This window comes from Streptomyces sp. CBMA291 (assembly GCF_014596525.1).
GTDB lineage: Bacteria > Actinomycetota > Actinomycetes > Streptomycetales > Streptomycetaceae > Streptomyces.
In genome coordinates this window covers 27,719-43,547 of the sequence record NZ_MSJP01000047.1, presented here as the reverse complement: position 1 = coordinate 43,547, position 15,829 = coordinate 27,719, and the positions used below count along the sequence as shown (strand labels likewise).

Genomic DNA, 15,829 nt, shown 5'->3' with positions numbered 1-15,829 from the left:
GGTGGCGAACGGCTGAAAGACGGAGGAACGCGATGGTCAAGGCAGCGGACCGGGCCCGGAACCCGGCGCGGTCCAGCGTCTGGCTCGAAGAGCGGGCGCCCCGCGCGGGCAGGGGCCCGGCCGGGCTCGACCGGGACCGGATCGTCGCCGCCTCCCTCCGGATGCTCGACGAGGAGGGCCTGGCCAAGCTGTCGATGCGCAGGCTGGCGACCGAACTCGGCGTCACCGCGATGTCGCTCTACTGGTACGTGGACACCAAGGACGACATCATCGAGTTCGCGATGGACCAGGTCTACGGGGAGATCGATCCGGCGGCGGCCGACGCCGCCGGGGGCTGGCGGGAGCGGATCAGGACGCTCTCCCTGGGGTACCGCAGGATGCTGGTCGCCCACCCGTGGATGTCCCAGTGCGCCGGCCAGTACCTGAACCTCGGCCCCCGGGCCATCGCCTTCGCCACCAAGATCAACCAGGCGATCCGGGACACCGGGCTGCCGGTGTCCCGGCAGCCGAGCGCGATGTCGGCGGTCTTCCAGTTCGTCTACGGCTACGGGACGATCGAGTCCCAGTTCGAGCGCCGGACGGCGGAGGCGGGGATGACGCCGGACGACTTCTACCGGGACGCGGTCAAGGGCTTCCGGAACGAGCCCGCCTTCGCCGAGGCCCTCGCCCCGATCACCGAACTCCTCGACGAGCGCGCCTCGCACGGCAGCGTCAGCGACATCTGGGACCGCGACTTCGACTACGCCCTGGACGTGCTCATCGCGGGCATCGAGGTGATGGTCGAGAGGGAGCGCGCGGGGAGCGCGGAGCGCGGAGGGGGCGCGGAGGGCATGGAGCGCGCGGGAGGCGCGGAGAACACCGGGGGGTAGCCGGACCGGGCGCCTGTACGGCCTTCACGGGGTGGGGGGTGTGGGGGAGGGTGGGGGCCTGGGGCTTGGGGGTGGGGGCTTTCGGTGGAGGGGCGGGGCGGGGTGGGCCCGACTCCGTATCGCAGGAGGTCTTCATCGCAGGAGGTCTTCGCGGATATGACGGAGCGGCGGGCTGTCCCCTGCCCGCCGCTCCGTATCGACCCGGTCGCGCCTCCGCTCGAAGCGTGACCGGGAGTTTCGTCAGGCCTTTTCGGTGGCCTTCGGCGCGCTGTTGCTCTTCAGCGCGACCTCCTTGATGAACAGCGTCACCACGAAGGCCAGCAGCGCGAAGGGCGCCGAGTAGAGGAAGACGTCCGCGACGCCGTGCCCGTACGCGCTCTCCATGACCGTGCGGATCGGGGCCGGCAGTTTGTCCATGTCGGGGATGCCGCCGCCGCCCTGGCCGACGGCGCCCGCCGCCTTCGGGCCCAGCTCGGTCAGGCCCTCCTTGACGTACTCCGTGACCCGGTGGGCCATGACCGCGCCGAGCGCCGAGACGCCGATCGCGCCGCCGAGGGAGCGGAAGAAGGTGACGACGGAGGAGGCGACGCCGAGGTCGGCGGGGGCCACCTGGTTCTGGGTGCAGAGCACCAGGTTCTGCATCATCATGCCGATGCCCAGACCGAGGACCGCCATGAAGAGCGCGATGTGCCAGTACGCCGTGTCGTAGCGGATCGTGCCGAGCAGACCGAGACCGCCGGCGGCGAGGGCGCCACCGCTGACCAGCCACGCCTTCCACTTACCGGTCTTGGTGATGATCAGACCGGAGACGGTGGAGGAGACGAAGAGGCCCGCGATCATCGGGATGGTGAGGACGCCGGACATCGTCGGCGACTCGTTCCGCGCCAGCTGGAAGTACTGGCTGAAGAAGACCGTGCCCGCGAACATCGCGACGCCCACGAAGAGCGAGGCGAGCGAGGCGAGGGTGATGGTCCGGTTGCGGAAGAGGCGGAGCGGGATGATCGGCTCGCTCGCCTTGGACTCGACGAGGACGAAGATCCCGCCCAGCGCGATCGCGCCGAGGACCATGACGACCGTCTGCCAGGAGATCCAGTCGTACTTGTCACCCGCGAAGGTGACCCAGATGAGGAGCAGCGAGACGGCGGCGCTGATGAAGAACGCACCCGCCCAGTCGACCTTGACCTGACGCTTCACGACCGGGAGCTTCAGGGTCTTCTGGAGGACGATCAGGGCGATGACCGCGAAGGGCACGCCGACGTAGAAGCACCAGCGCCAGCCGAGCCACTCGGTGTCGGTGATGACGCCGCCGAGCAGCGGACCGCCGACGGTCGCGACGGCGAAGACCGCGCCCAGGTAGCCGCTGTACCGGCCGCGCTCACGCGGGGCGATCATCGCGGCGAGGATGATCTGGGAGAGGGCGGTCAGACCGCCGACGCCGATGCCCTGGACGACACGGCAGGCGATGAGCATGCCGGTGCTCTGCGAGAGACCGGCGACGATCGAGCCCGCGACGTAGATGATCAGGGCTATCTGGACCAGCAGCTTCTTGGAGAAGAGGTCCGAGAGCTTGCCCCAGAGCGGGGTGGTCGCGGTCATCGCCAGGAGCGCCGCGGTGACGACCCAGGTGTAGGCGGACTGCCCACCGCCCAGGTCGGTGATGATCTGCGGCAGGGCGTTGGAGACGATCGTCGACGACAGGATGGCGACGAACATGCCGAGCAGCAGCCCGGACAGCGCCTCCATGATCTGCTTGTGCGTCATCGGGGCGCCGCCGGAGGCGGAGTCCCCCTCCTTGGCGCTCCCGCCGAGCACACCGGTCTCTGGTGTGGTGGTTGCCATCAACTTCCTTCGTTCTCAAGCGTGGTGGGCCCGGCAGTCCCCGAAGGAATCCCGGAGACGGGCGAGCAGGTCGGTGAGCAGTTCGACGTCTTCGGCGGACCACTCCGCGAGCGTCTGGGCGAGCATGTCGGTCAGCCGTCGGTCGAGGACGGCGAGCATGTCTTCGCCCGCGCTGGTCAGGTGGAGGATGCGGGAGCGCTTGTCGGCGGGGTCGGGCAGGCGCTCGACCCAGCCACGGTCCACGGTGTGGGCCACGTGCCGGCTGCTGACCGACATGTCGACGGCCATCAGCTCGGACATCCGGCCGATCCGCATGTCACCGTGGCGGTGCAGCAGAGCGAGGACGATCGCGGATCCGCCGGGGCATTCGGCGGGCAGGGTCCGCGCGAGTCCGCGCTTCACGGCTCCGATGGCACTCACCTGGCGGGCGAGGTTCTCGTAACGATTGCCTCTGTCCATCGGGCACCCCATTGATGTTGTTGCTTAGGGCAACCATAGAGATCGATGGTTGCTCCAGGCAAACTAAAGCGGTCAAATGGCGCTAAAGAATAGGCAAAGGCGGTCTTGGGGGGTGTGTCGCGCTCGACTGCCCGCGTGCGGGGGTACGGGGCTTGGGCCCACCACCCGTCCTTCGCTAGGGTCCTGACCCATGGCACACAACCCCCAAGCACCGTACGGCCAGAACCCCGAGGGTTACGACCCCGCCGGCAACACCCAGATGTTCCGCGCCTTCGTCGACGAGGGCACCCCGCAGCAGCGGCAGCCGCAGGTCGCGGCCGCCTCGGGCGGACCGAAGGTCGGCCTGATCGTGGGCGTGGTCGCGGTCATCGTCGTCCTGGCGGCCGTCGCCTGGCTGGCCCTGGGCTGACTGCCCCGTCCCTTCCTTCCCGCGCCCTCGTCAGGTGGGCCGGTCCCGCGAAGCTCTGACGCGGACCGGTCCACCTTTTTCTTTTGCGGGGGAGTCGGGGGGGAGGGGGGCGGGGCGGCGGGGGAGCCGGGGGCCGGGTACCCCCCTTGCGGGAGGCGCGCGTCGCCGGGCCGGGTACCCCCTTGCGGGGGCATGGAGAGGGTAATGGGGGGACACGGGCGCCTGTCGTCAGGCGTGTCTGACATATGGGACATAAGGGGCAAGTAAATATGATTGCATGACCCCTGCCCTCCCTCGTATTCGCCCACTCTCGTGGCTCTTGGTGGTGTTGCTGGCCATCGGCGCGAACTTGCTCTCCCCACGGCCGGCCTCGGCCGACCCCCGGCTTCCCGTCACCCTGCGCGCGTCGAACGAGGTGGTCGACGCGGGCGACCGGCTGATCTACGACGTCAACGTGGCCTGCTCGATTCCGACGGGCTGCCCGAGCACCACGCTCACCTTCAGCCGTCCGCCCGGTGCTTCCGGGGACGGCACGCTGTCCCAGCCGTGGCCCAGCCAGGTCACCAGCGTGCAGACCGTCAACGGCCGGCTGGTGGTGACCGCGAACCTGGCCGCCGGTGACAGCGTCAACGCCGTGGTCTCCTGGCCCACGGTGAACTACACCACGCCGCCCGGCCCGCAGCCGGTCACGGTGATCGCCGAGACCCCCTCCGGCACGGGTCCCTCCGAGGCCACCGCGACGATCGGTCTGAGGGCCGTGCCGAACATCGCGCTCGTCAAGTCGGGACCGACACAGACGGCCCCCGACACCGTGGTCTCCTACACCGTCTACATCAGCAATCGCCCCGTCGACCCGGACCGGCCGCGCGGCACGCTGGCCCTCGACGAGGTGGTGATCAAGGACGTGCTGCCGGTGGGCGCCGAATTCGTCAGCGCCTCGGGCGGCGGCACGTACGACCCGGCCACGCGTACCGTCACCTGGCAGGTCCCCACGCTCGCGGACAACGTCTTCAGCAACACCGTCAGCGTGCGGTACCCGTCATCCGCCGTCTCTCCGGGCGACACCCTGACGGACACCGCGTCCGTCTCCGGCACCGGCCACGGCACCACGACGACCCACGAGGAAGACACCACCTTCACCACCACGATCACCGCGACGGATCCCGGGGTGAGAGGCGAATTCGCGAAGTCGGGCAGCCCGGCCGGGTTCGAGGGGCAGGCATACGGCTACGAACTCGACGCGTTCAACTACAGCAACGTCGCCGCCACGGCCACGCTCGACGACACGGTCCCGGCCGGTCTGCGGCCCAGGGCCGTGCGGATCCGCTACGGAGGGTCGGCCCCGGTCGGCCAGATCCCGGTGACCGTGACCTACAGCGACGGCAGCACCGCCACCTTCGACGTGCCCACCACCAACGCGGACACCCCGATCCCGGCCGGCCCGGCAGGCACCCGCGTCACCCGGATCCAGGCCACGCTCCCCTCCATCCAGCCGTCCCAGTACGCCCTGCTCGCCTTCACCTCCGACGTCGTGCTCTCCGACCTCCCCGGCGGCAACCCCACCGAGGTCGAGAACTGCGTGATCGGCACGCTGGCCGCCGCATCCGGCACCGGCGGCGAGATCACCGACACCGTCTGCGCGACGACCTATCTGGACCGGAGCAAGCCCGACCCGATCCTGACCAAGGCCAACGACCAGGTGCCGGTGGCCCCCGGCGGCGTCGTCGACTGGGACCTGGACATCCGCAACAACGGCACCAACTCCCGGCTGTTCCCGCACTTCTTCGACCTGATCCCCCCGGACGTGGACTACGTGCCCGGCTCGCTGCGGCTTGAGGACCCCACCACCTCCAACAGGTGCCCCGAGGTGTCCGCCGCCGACGTCACGGTCACCCCCGACTACCTGTTCGGACGCACGGCCGTGATCTGGAAGGCCCCCGCCTCCTCCCAGCCCATCGAGTACCTCGGCGCCTTCGCGTGCAGGTACACCATCAGCGGCAAGGTGAAGGCCGGGACGAGCGCCGGCGTCAAGGGCGGCGACGCCCAGAACCCGGACGGGTACCTCGGCAACCTGGCCTGGCTCTTCGACGCCGAGCAGACCATCGTGGTGCCGCGCTACGACAGGATCGCCGACACGCACGACGTCAACAAGAACGGCAACACCACCGAGCAGGTCTACTTCGCCGCCGACGACTACTCGGTCGCCGACGCCGCCGACATGTTCGTCTACAAGCAGGTCCGGGGCGACGACGGCGAGTGGAAGGACTCGGCGGAGGTGCCCGGCCAGGAGGACCAGGTCGCTCCGGTCACCTCCGGCGGGACGTTCGACTACCGGGTGCGGCTGGGCAACCTGGGCAACCGCCAGCTGACCGATTTCGTCGCCTACGACCTCCTCGGCACTCCCACCAGCCATGGAGTCACCGACGGCCGGTACAACGACACCACCAACACCGTATGGACCCCGGTGCTCACCGGTCCCATCGACACCACCGGGACCCCCGTCACCATCACGTACTCCACGAAGGAAGACCCCTGCCGGCCCGAGATGGACGCCACGCGGGGAACCGCTCCGTTCTGGTGCGGCGGACAGGTCGACACCTCGTTCGTCCCCGCCTCCGAGGTCACTGACTGGACCCTGATCCGGTCCCTGCGCTTCGACTTCGGCGACACCGTTCTCGAACCCGGCCAGATCCTCACCTTCGAGTGGGAGATGACGGTCCCGGTCACCCGCGCCGACCACACCGCGCTCCAGAACGGCGACATGAACTGGAACAAGGTCGCCGCCCAGGCCGAGGTCGTCGAGACCGGCGGCACCACACGCGAACTGCTGCCCGCCGAGCCGCCGTGGGTGGCCGCGCGGGTGGTGAAGCTCAGCGAGCCGACGCACACGATCTCCAAGACCGCCACTCCGCAGACGGCGTCGGTCGGTGACACGGTCGACTACACGGTGACCGTGCGCAACACTGGTGACGTTCCGTACACCGAGATGACTGTCGACGACGACCTGTCCGAGGTTCTGCGGCACGCCACCTACAACGGTGACGCGACGGCTACTTCCGGCACGGTGAGCGTGACTGGCAGCACCTTGCACTGGAGGGGTCCCCTGCCGGTCGGTGGCACGGTGACGATCCGCTACTCGGTGACCATTACGAGCGAGCTGCCCGCCAGTCCCAAGGTCGCCAACCACGTCAGCAGCGTCGATCCGGGAGGTAACTGTCCGCCCGGATCGACCGACCCTGCCTGCACCGTCGAGCTGACTCCGGGCGGTACGCCTCCCGACAACCCGACGCACCGGATCACGAAGACCGCCACCCCCATGACCGCGTCCGTCGGTGACTCGGTCGACTACACGATCACCGTGCGCAACACCGGTGACGTTCCGTACACCGAGATGACCGTCGACGACGACCTGTCCGAGGTTCTGCGGCACGCCACCTACAACGGTGACGCGACGGCCACCTCGGGCACGGTGAGCGTCACCGGCGACACCCTGCACTGGAGGGGTCCCCTGCCCGTGGGCGCAACGGTGACGATCACCTACTCGGTGACCGTCACCAGCGAGCTGCCCGCCAGTCCCAAGGTCGCCAACCATGTCAGCAGCGTCGATCCGGGAGGCAACTGTCCGCCCGGATCGACCGATCCCGCCTGCACCGTCGAACTCACCCCCGGTGGGAAGCCTCCCCACGAGGGCTACGGCTACGACGACCCGTCACCCGCCGTGCTCCCGACGAGGGCCCGCAGGTGACCAGAGCCTGAACGAAGTGAGGAGCCACTGACAGGGGGCTCGCCGGTGTCGGCGAGCCCCCTCTCTCTGACCGGGGTCGCGAGCCCGGTGCGCGCCCTGCTCGCGCACCCCGGCTACACCGCCACCCGTCTCCGGACCCGGGACACCTCCGGTCTCACCCGGCTGTTCCTCGGCCGGATCGGCCCCCCGCTTCCGGCCCAGCGCCCGGAGCGGGGTGTGCTGCCGCAGCTGTGGGCCGCGACCGTGCCGGAGCCGGACGGTGGCGAGTTCTTCGGCCCGGACGGCCCCGGGGAGCTGCGCGGCACCCCGACCGGGTGCGGCTCTCCGCCTCGGCGGCCGATCCCGCCCGGGGACGACGGCTCTCGGCGCTCTCGGAGCGCCTGACCGGGGTGCGTCACCCGAAACCCTGACACCACTACCTAGGGGTGCTAGCTTTTCCCCTAGGGGCCCTAGGGGTTCCATGAGCCTCGGGGAGGGGAGCGGTCCGTGGTGCGTGCGGGAGTCACCGTCGAGCGGCTGGTGCGGGCCGCCGCCGAACTGGCGGACGAGCAGGGCTTCGAGCGGGTCACCGTCTCGGCCCTCGCCCGCCGCTTCGGCGTCAGGGACGCGAGCCTCTATTCGCACATCAGGAACCTGCGGGAGCTGCGGGTGCGGCTCGCGCTGTTCGCCTCGGGCGAGATGAACGACGCCATCGGCGCCGCAGTGGCCGGCCGGTCCGGCAGGGAGGCGCTCGCCGCCTTCGCCGACGCCTATCGTGACTACGCCCTCGCGCACCCCGGGCGCTACGCGGCGACACAGCAGCGGATCGAGCAGGCGGAGGTGGAGGACACCGCCGTCTTCCTGCGCGCCGTCGAGCTGACGCACGGCATGCTCCGCGCCTACGGGCTTACGGACGACGCCCTCGTCGACGCCGGACGGCTGCTCCGCAGCACCTTCCACGGATACGTCCACATCGAGCTGAGCGGTGGCTTCTCGCACGGGCGGCCCGTCGCGGAGTCCTGGGCCCGCTCTCTCGACGCTCTGCACATCCTGCTGGAGAACTGGGGGAACGGTTCATGAACCACGGAACGCTCAAGGTGCCCGGCGCGACCCTGCACCACGAGACACGCGGCAGTGGGCCGGTGCTGCTGCTGATCCCCGGGGGCGCCGGGGACGCCGGGATCTTCGCGGGGATGGCGGACCTCCTCGCGATGACCGGTCATACGGTCGTCTCGTACGACCCGCGCGGTCTGAGTCGCAGCCCGCTCGACGGGCCCGTCACCGATCAGCTGGTCCGGGAGGGGAGCGAGGACGCGGCCCGTCTCCTCGATCACCTCACCCCGGACCGGGAGGCGTACGTCTTCGGCAGCAGCTCCGGCGCGATCGTCGCGCTCGATCTGCTGGCCCGCCACCCGGACCGGCTGCGGAAGGTCGTCGCGCACGAGCCGCCGCTGCTCGGTCTCCTCACCGACCCGGAGCCGTACCGGAGCCTCTTCGCCGAGGTCGCCGAGCTGTCCCGGACGGCAGGGAGCGGCCCGGCGATGGCCCGCTTCGCGGAGGGATTCGGGGCGGGGCCCGCTGAGGAGCCTTCCGCTGGGCGGGAGGCGAAGGGGGCTGATGGGGTCGGTGGGGCTGAAGAGGTCACTGGGAAGGGCGAGATCGCTGCGGTCACCGAGGACTCCGGGGCTCCCGAGGACTCAGGAGTCCCCAAGAACTCAGGAGTCCCCAAGAACTCAGGAGTCCCCGAGAACTCACGAGTCCCCGAGTCCGACGTCGTGCGGGAGCTGCCCGCGAGCATCCGGGAGGCGGCCGGTCGGATGATGGCCAACACTCCCTTCTTTCTGGAGCGGATCCTGGTCCCCTACTCCTCCTCCGTTCCCGAGGTCGCGGGTCTCAGGGCCGCCGCGGACAAGCTGGTCCTGGGCGTCGGCGAGGAATCCGCGGGGCAGCCGGCCCTCGCCGGTCCGGCCCGGCGGCTCGCCGAGCTGACCGGCGCGGTGGAAGCGACCTTCCCCGGCGGACACATCGGCTGTACGGAGCGCCCGGCGGAGTTCGCGGAGGTGCTGCTCACCGTCCTGCGACGGTGACCTCCCGGGTGTCGATCCGCATCCCGAGCGGCACCCGCCAGGACTCCACGCACACGGTGTACGTCTCCGTCCGCGCCGCCCCCGCCTCGATCGGTCCGGGCAGCGGGCGGGTGGAGACGAGCGTCGCCCAGTCGACCCCGAGGGCGCCGATGACATGGGTGGCGAAGGTGACCGTGCCGGTCCGGGCCGCCGTACCCCCGCTGTTGCGGAAGGTGACGGTCACCCGTTCGCACCAGCGCCGGTCCCCGTCGGCGAGCACCGGCGCGGAGACGCTCAGGAGCGCGGGCGCGGGACTGCCGGGCGTGGGCCCCGGAGGCGGTGCCGAAGGGGTCGGGGAAGGGGTGCCGGGCCTTGAGCCCGTAGGGGAGGTCGGCGCGGGTGCCGGGGGCGCGCCAGGGCCCGGCTTCGCCGGGGAACCCGTACCTGACCCTGATCCCGTACCTGATCCCGTACCTGTACCGGCCCCTGATCCCGAACCCGTACCCGCGTCTGGGCCCGTACGGGGACCCGTACTGGTGCCGTCACCTCTGCCCGTACCCCTACTGGCTCCCGTACCGGCTCCCGTACGTGTCCCCGGTCCCGGTCCCGGTCCGGAGGGTGCGTCCGGGCCGTTGCCCGCGCTCCGGTCTCCGTTTCCGTCCGGGCCGTAGGCCGCGCCCCGCTCCGTGCCGGTGCTCAGGCCCGTGCCGGAGGGGGGTGTCGTGGTGGGGGAGGGGGACGAGGTGCTGGAGGTGTCGCCGCCCGGGGTGGGGCCGTCCAGGGGGATCAGGGTGACCGTGCCGGACGGGGTGGCCGCGCCGCCGGGGGAGGGGCCCGCGCCCGCCGCCGCGTAACCCCCGCCGTCTCCGCCGCCGCAGGCCGTCAGCGCGCCGCCGAGGCAGAGCGCCACCGCCACGAGTACCGGCTTCCTTCGCCTCATGGGCGCCAGTGTGACTGACGCCCCGTCACCAAGGGAGGGTTTCGCGGAAGTCGGCCGACCGGGTCAGTCGGCGATGAGACCGTCGCGCAACTGGGCGAGGGTGCGGGTGAGCAGCCGGGAGACGTGCATCTGGGAGATGCCGACCTCCTCGCCGATCTGCGACTGGGTCATGTTGGCGAAGAAGCGCAGCATGATGATCTGCCGCTCGCGGGGCGGCAGTTTGGCGAGGAGCGGCTTGAGCGACTCGCGGTATTCGACGCCTTCGAGCGCGGTGTCCTCGTAGCCGAGGCGGTCGGCGAGCGAGCCCTCGCCGCCGTCGTCCTCGGGCGAGGGGGAGTCGAGCGAGGAGGCGGTGTACGCGTTGCCCACCGCGAGCCCGTCGACGACGTCCTCCTCCGACACCCCGAGCACGGCGGCGAGTTCGGGGACGGTGGGGGAGCGGTCGAGCTTCTGGGCGAGTTCGTCGCTGGCCTTGGTGAGGGCGAGGCGCAGCTCCTGGAGGCGGCGCGGGACGCGGACCGACCACGAGGTGTCGCGGAAGAAGCGCTTGATCTCGCCGACGACCGTGGGCATCGCGAACGTCGGGAACTCCACGCCCCGCTCGCAGTCGAAGCGGTCGATCGCCTTGATCAGGCCGATGGTGCCGACCTGGACGATGTCCTCCATCGGCTCGTTGCGCGAGCGGAAGCGGGCCGCCGCGTACCGCACGAGCGGCAGGTTCAGCTCGATGAGGGTGTCGCGGACGTAGGTGCGCTCGGGGCTGTCGGCGGCGGCTTCCTCGGCGTCGAGGGCGCGCAGCCGGAGGAACAGGGAGCGGGAGAGGGTGCGGGTGTCGAGGGCTCCCGACGGCACGTCCACCGGCGGCGGGGCGGTCTCCGCACCGGCGGTCGAGGCGGCTGCCGTCGGCTGCGCGGGCACGGAAACGGGCGTGAGCGTGAGCACCTTCGAGCTGCCCAGTTCTGTGGACATGCCACCCCCTTGAGGTCGCGGACGGTCGCGGTGGCCGCGACCATCTGAGGAACGCAGCTTCCACCTGAATACCGGCGGCGGGGCTGCGGCAAACTCGGTTCCAGCAGAATGTCACATGTCGGCAACACGCTGTAGTGACTTGTCGACACAGCGTTGACGCATATCCGCAGGAAACAAGGGGTGTGCGGCATTTGGGGGTTGAGGGAGCCGGGTCGAAGTGTTACCCGTTCCGGTTAAGCCTCGATCCTGTTTGCGGATCTCAGCCGGGCGAAGCTCCGGGCAAGCAGCCTTGACACATGCATCTGGGAGACGCCCAGCTCCTGACTGATCTGAGACTGGGTCAAATTGCTGTAGTAGCGCAGCATCAGGATGCGCTGTTCCCTTTCGGGCAGTTGGACGAGCAGATGCCGGACGAGGTCGCGGTGTTCCACTCCGGCGAGCGCGGGGTCCTCGTAGCCCAGCCGGTCGAGCAGTCCGGGCATCCCGTCGCCCTCCTGCGCGGCTTCCAGCGAGGTGGCGTGGTACGAACGGCCCGCCTCGATGCAGGCGAGCACCTCGTCCTCGCCGATCCGCAGCCGGTCGGCGATCTCCGCCGTGGTGGGGGAGCGGCCGTGAGCGGTCGTCAGGTCCTCGGTGGCGCCGTTGACCTGGACCCACAGCTCGTGCAGCCGGCGCGGTACGTGCACGGTCCGGACGTTGTCGCGGAAGTAGCGCTTGATCTCGCCGACGACGGTCGGCATGGCGAAGGTGGGGAACTGCACGCCCCGGTCGGGGTCGAAGCGGTCGATGGCGTTGATGAGGCCGATGGTGCCGACCTGGACGACGTCCTCCATGGGCTCGTTGCGGGAGCGGAAGCGGGCCGCCGCGTACCGCACGAGGGGCAGATTGGCCTCGATGAGGGCGCCGCGCACCCGGTCGTGTTCGGTGCTGCCGGGTTCGAGGTCCTTGAGCTGTCCGAAGAGCACTTGGGTGAGGGCGCGGGTGTCGGCGCCCCGGGTGCTCGGGGGGCGCGTGTGCTGCGGGTGGGCGCCTGGGGGGTGGGTGCCGTCGGGGCGGGGGCTCTGGGGACGGGTGCCGTCGGGGCGTGCGGCATCGGGGCGTGCGCCGTCGGAGGTCCCGGGGGGCTCCGCTTCGTCTGTCTCGTGCCGGGGCGGGGCCGGGTCGTGCCGGGGCGGGACCTGGTCCTGCTGGGGTGGGACCTGGGGCGCTGCACTGGCCGGCACGTTCACGCCACCCCTCCGGCTGGACTTGGTCCGTCGACTGGTTTCACTGGTCCCACTGGTTCCACAGCGGTCAACTCATCCGTCAAAAGCGGTCATAGCATCACAAGAGATGCCCACTGTGTGCAAGCACCCCATTACTACGTGTTGAGCGCATCGTGACGGAAAGACAGGGGCCACGCATGGAAAAGGCCCCCCGCCTCGACGGCGGGGGGCCCGGTCGGCGTCCTGGACGCCTAGAACGCGTAGTCGGCGATCACCCAAGTGGAGAATTCGCGCCATTGGGCGACGCCCGCCTGGTGGGCCGGGTGGTCCAGATAGCGCTGGAGCGCTTCCTTGTCCTCGACGGCCGAGTTGATCGCGAAGTCGTAGGCGATCGGGCGGTCCGTGATGTTCCAGTCGCATTCCCAGAACCGCAGCTCGGGGATCAGGCCGCCGAGTGCGCGGAACGCCTCCACGGCGGCGACCACGCGCGGCTCGTCCCGCGAGACGCCCTCGTCGAGCTTGAAAAGGACCAGATGGCGGATCACGGAGTGCTCCTAGTTGATGAGTTCGGTCATGAACTGGCCGACGCTCCGGGCGGCGCTGGAAATGCCTTCGAACCCTATCTGTACGAGATCGGCGGCACGGGCCGGGGAGGTGACGATCGTGTAGAGCACGAAGGCCATCAGCATGTACAACGCGACTTTCTTCGCCTGCGCCATGGCCGGCCCTCCCCTGGTTCCCCCGCCTGTGTCACCGCCGTGCGACCGCGCCACTCTAACCGAGTGTTTATGGACCAAGGGCCCGGAGATCGGGGCCTTTTGCCGACCTCCGGAAGGGTGACGGGCGAGCAGTATGGATGTCGAGCCCGGCGGATCTGGCAGGAATCCGAGGGGCTCCCGGAACCGGCCCGCACTGCGGGGTCCGCGCCGCCGGCTTTCCCCCTGACTGCGGCGCAGGACTTGTAGGACCGGTTCTCATCGGGGGGAGCGGCTTGTCCCCCCGATGCCGCTCCCCCCGGCCTCCTTCCCGGGTTCCCCGCCCGTGGGGACCAGGCCCCGGACGCGCTCCCCCTGAGCGCGCGTCCGGGGCCTTTCCCGTAGACCCCGTAGACCCCGTAGACCCTCAGGCCCGTAGACCCCGTAGGCCTGTATGCCTATGAGGGCCTGTACGCGGGGTGTCCGGGGTCCGTGGGCAGCCGTGCTCGCATACCCGTATGTCCGCGTATCCGTATGTCCGCGTCCGTGTACGCCGAAGGGCCCGGCGCTGATGCGCCGGGCCCTTCGATCGAAGCGGTAGCGGAGGGATTTGAACCCTCGGTGAGTTTCCCCACACTCGCTTTCGAGGCGAGCTCCTTCGGCCGCTCGGACACGCTACCGAGAGAGAGCTTAGCCGAAGTTCGGGCTGCGATGAAATCCGTATCGAGCCGCAGGTCGGGGTGCCGGTCAGCGGGTCCGGAAGAAGGCCGTGAGCTGCTGCGCGCACTCTTCGCCGAGCACGCCGTGGATCACCTCGGGACGGTGGTTGAGCCGCCGGTCGCGTACGAGGTCCCAGAGGGAGCCCGCCGCGCCCGCCTTCTCGTCGACGGCGCCGAAGACCACCCGCTCGACCCGCGACTGGACGAGGGCTCCCGCGCACATCACGCAGGGCTCCAGGGTCACGACGAGCGTGCAGCCGGTCAGCCGCCACTCGCCGGTGGCCGCCGCCGCCCGGCGCAGCGCGAGGACTTCGGCGTGGGCGGTGGGGTCGCCCGCCGCCTCCCGCTCGTTGTGCGCGCGGGCGAGCACGGCGCCGTCGGGGCCGAGCACGACCGCGCCGACCGGCACGTCACCGGCGGGCGCCGCCGCGTCGGCCTCGGCGAGGGCGAGCCGCATGGCCTCCCGCCAGGGATCCCGTACGGGGTCCTCTACGGGATCCCCCACGGGGTCCCGTACGGGGTTCTCGACGCGCGCGTCCTGTACAGGGGCCGCGGCCGGGTCCCGTACGGGCTCCGGGTCCCGTACGGGATCACCCAGGGGACCCTCTCGGGGGTCGGCCTCGGGGGCGGTGGGGGAACCGCTCGCGCCCTCGCCCAAGGGGTCGCTCGCGGAGTCGGGGACGGGGACCGCGCTGATCACTAGCGGACGGCCTCCAGGACCTCTCCGGCGCCCAGCGCCTCCGCGATCTCCGCGAGTGCGTCGCTGTCGAGCGCCAGCAGCTCCGCCGCCGACATGCCGAGGTCCGCGAGGATCAGGCGGTCGCCGACCGGAGCGGCCGGAACGGCCTCGGACGGGGTGTCCCGTCCGTCGTCGTCGGTGTCGTCGTCGAGCGGCTCACCGTCCTCCGTTCCGTCGAGGTCCAGCGATTCGAGTTCGTCGTCGAGATCGCCCAGTTCGTCGCCGAGGATCTCCCGGGTGAGCATCTCCCCGTACGAGGAACGGGCGGCGGCGGCGCCGTCCGAGACGTAGACGCGAGGGTCTTCCTCACCCTCGATCCGTACGATCCCGAACCACGCGTCCTCCTGCTCGATGAAGACGATCACCGTGTCGTCGTCCGAGGCCTCGCGGGCCAGCTCGGTCAGATCCGACAGGGTCTCCACGTCGTCGAGCTCCGTGTCGCTCGCTTCCCACCCGTCTTCGGTGCGCGCGAGCAGTGCGGCGAAGTACACCTGACTCTCTCCCACTGATCAGAGGTGTGACGATCCGGCGGCGCCCTGCTGATGCCCCGCCCAATCGGCATCGTGACAGAAACCAAGCCCCCAGGAGAGGTCTTCGGCTCTTGCGTCGTGCATCAGTCTGAACGACCCCGCGATCGGGTGGTCGTGCGACCCCGGCGCACATGGGGGGCGCACGGCCGGGTGCTGCGGGGGCGACACGCTGGTGCCGCTCCGGCGCGCTCACCAGCGGAAGCTTCGCATCCGCATGGCCTGGCGCATCCTGGCCGCTCGGGCGCGCCGGGGCTGGACGCGCTCGCGCAGTGCCTTCGCCTCGTGGAGATCGCGGAGGAACTGGGCGCGGCGCCTGCGACGCTCCGCGTCCGTCTCCGGCCCCGCGTCGACGGCGGGTCCCGTCGCCGGTTCCGCAGCGGCTCCGGCAGCCGGTTCGGCAGCCGGTTCGGACCGCGCCGGTCCCGATTCCGGCCCCGTCTGCGGCCCCTTTCCCGTCTCCGGTTCCGGCGTCGTCCCCGGTGTCGTCTCCGTCCTCGGGCCCGGCTTCGGTCCCGGCTCGGTCTCCGGTCTCGGTTCCGGCGTACGGGCCGCCCCCTCGGCGGCTTCCTCGGCCGGTTCTTCCAGGTCGGGCATCGGTCACTCCACCCCATCGCTGGGTCCCCGTGCTCCCACCTTCCCCCAGTGGCGTGGGTCGATGCCAGTGCG

General features: G+C 70.6%; 16 protein-coding genes and 1 tRNA gene. 6 read left to right on the top strand and 11 right to left on the bottom strand.

What is annotated here, in order from left to right; all coding sequences use genetic code 11:
- Nucleotides 1–32: 32 nt before the first annotated feature.
- Nucleotides 33–869 (top strand): TetR/AcrR family transcriptional regulator, encoded by an 837-nt coding sequence (locus BU197_RS13140; RefSeq protein ID WP_188268432.1) that lies wholly within the window; start codon nucleotides 33–35, stop codon nucleotides 867–869.
- Between the two features lie 240 nt (nucleotides 870–1,109).
- Here BU197_RS13140 and BU197_RS13135 read toward each other — a convergent pair whose 3' ends face one another.
- Together BU197_RS13135 and BU197_RS13130 are read right to left on the bottom strand one after the other, a co-directional pair.
- Nucleotides 1,110–2,708: an MDR family MFS transporter gene (locus BU197_RS13135; protein ID WP_188268431.1), complete on the bottom strand. Its 1,599-nt coding sequence runs from the start codon at nucleotides 2,706–2,708 to the stop codon at nucleotides 1,110–1,112.
- A 15-nt stretch (nucleotides 2,709–2,723) separates the two neighbouring features.
- Nucleotides 2,724–3,167 (bottom strand): MarR family winged helix-turn-helix transcriptional regulator, encoded by a 444-nt coding sequence (locus BU197_RS13130; RefSeq protein ID WP_188268430.1) that lies wholly within the window; start codon nucleotides 3,165–3,167, stop codon nucleotides 2,724–2,726.
- Between the two features lie 190 nt (nucleotides 3,168–3,357).
- Here BU197_RS13130 and BU197_RS13125 point away from each other — a divergent pair, with 190 nt between their 5' ends.
- The 5 genes from BU197_RS13125 (at nucleotide 3,358) to BU197_RS30435 (ending at nucleotide 9,387) form a co-directional block, all read left to right on the top strand.
- On the top strand, nucleotides 3,358–3,576 hold the full coding sequence (locus tag BU197_RS13125; RefSeq protein ID WP_188268429.1) for a hypothetical protein: 219 nt from the start codon (nucleotides 3,358–3,360) through the stop codon (nucleotides 3,574–3,576).
- 322 nt (nucleotides 3,577–3,898) lie between these two features.
- Complete coding sequence (locus tag BU197_RS13120) at nucleotides 3,899–7,321, top strand: hypothetical protein (protein WP_317452025.1); 3,423 nt, start codon at nucleotides 3,899–3,901, stop codon at nucleotides 7,319–7,321.
- 45 nt (nucleotides 7,322–7,366) lie between these two features.
- Nucleotides 7,367–7,705: a hypothetical protein gene (locus BU197_RS13115; RefSeq protein ID WP_188268427.1), complete on the top strand. Its 339-nt coding sequence runs from the start codon at nucleotides 7,367–7,369 to the stop codon at nucleotides 7,703–7,705.
- A 102-nt stretch (nucleotides 7,706–7,807) separates the two neighbouring features.
- Entirely contained in the window at nucleotides 7,808–8,380 is a 573-nt protein-coding gene (locus tag BU197_RS13110) for a TetR/AcrR family transcriptional regulator (protein ID WP_188268426.1), read from the top strand.
- Nucleotides 8,377–9,387, top strand: coding sequence for an alpha/beta fold hydrolase (locus tag BU197_RS30435; RefSeq protein WP_223182471.1), 1,011 nt, complete (start codon nucleotides 8,377–8,379; stop codon nucleotides 9,385–9,387). Before BU197_RS13110 ends, BU197_RS30435 begins: the two co-directional genes overlap by 4 nt.
- Here the strand turns inward: BU197_RS30435 and BU197_RS31310 are convergent.
- The 9 genes from BU197_RS31310 to BU197_RS13060 all read right to left on the bottom strand — a co-directional run bounded on the left by BU197_RS31310 (nucleotide 9,368) and on the right by BU197_RS13060 (nucleotide 15,757).
- Nucleotides 9,368–9,646 (bottom strand): hypothetical protein, encoded by a 279-nt coding sequence (locus BU197_RS31310; RefSeq protein WP_317452022.1) that lies wholly within the window; start codon nucleotides 9,644–9,646, stop codon nucleotides 9,368–9,370. The two genes, BU197_RS30435 and BU197_RS31310, sit on opposite strands and share 20 nt — an antisense overlap.
- A 723-nt stretch (nucleotides 9,647–10,369) precedes the next feature.
- A complete protein-coding gene (locus tag BU197_RS13095) occupies nucleotides 10,370–11,275 on the bottom strand; it encodes an RNA polymerase sigma factor SigF (RefSeq protein ID WP_188268424.1) in 906 nt (301 codons plus the stop codon).
- Nucleotides 11,276–11,508: 233 nt separating this feature from the next.
- On the bottom strand, nucleotides 11,509–12,498 hold the full coding sequence (locus tag BU197_RS13090) for an RNA polymerase sigma factor SigF (RefSeq protein WP_188268423.1): 990 nt from the start codon (nucleotides 12,496–12,498) through the stop codon (nucleotides 11,509–11,511).
- 233 nt (nucleotides 12,499–12,731) lie between these two features.
- Nucleotides 12,732–13,025: a Dabb family protein gene (locus BU197_RS13085; RefSeq protein ID WP_188268422.1), complete on the bottom strand. Its 294-nt coding sequence runs from the start codon at nucleotides 13,023–13,025 to the stop codon at nucleotides 12,732–12,734.
- 9 nt (nucleotides 13,026–13,034) lie between these two features.
- Nucleotides 13,035–13,199 carry a hypothetical protein gene (locus tag BU197_RS13080; protein ID WP_188268421.1) on the bottom strand — a complete coding sequence of 55 codons (165 nt, stop codon included), beginning with the start codon at nucleotides 13,197–13,199 and terminating at the stop codon, nucleotides 13,035–13,037.
- A gap of 571 nt (nucleotides 13,200–13,770) precedes the next feature.
- Nucleotides 13,771–13,855: transfer RNA gene (locus BU197_RS13075), tRNA-Ser, on the bottom strand.
- 67 nt (nucleotides 13,856–13,922) lie between these two features.
- Nucleotides 13,923–14,351 carry a tRNA adenosine(34) deaminase TadA gene (gene tadA, locus BU197_RS13070; RefSeq protein WP_223182490.1) on the bottom strand — a complete coding sequence of 143 codons (429 nt, stop codon included), beginning with the start codon at nucleotides 14,349–14,351 and terminating at the stop codon, nucleotides 13,923–13,925.
- Between the two features lie 242 nt (nucleotides 14,352–14,593).
- Nucleotides 14,594–15,124 carry a hypothetical protein gene (locus BU197_RS13065; RefSeq protein ID WP_188268420.1) on the bottom strand — a complete coding sequence of 177 codons (531 nt, stop codon included), beginning with the start codon at nucleotides 15,122–15,124 and terminating at the stop codon, nucleotides 14,594–14,596.
- 228 nt (nucleotides 15,125–15,352) lie between these two features.
- Nucleotides 15,353–15,757: a hypothetical protein gene (locus BU197_RS13060; protein ID WP_188268471.1), complete on the bottom strand. Its 405-nt coding sequence runs from the start codon at nucleotides 15,755–15,757 to the stop codon at nucleotides 15,353–15,355.
- Nucleotides 15,758–15,829: the final 72 nt, after the last annotated feature.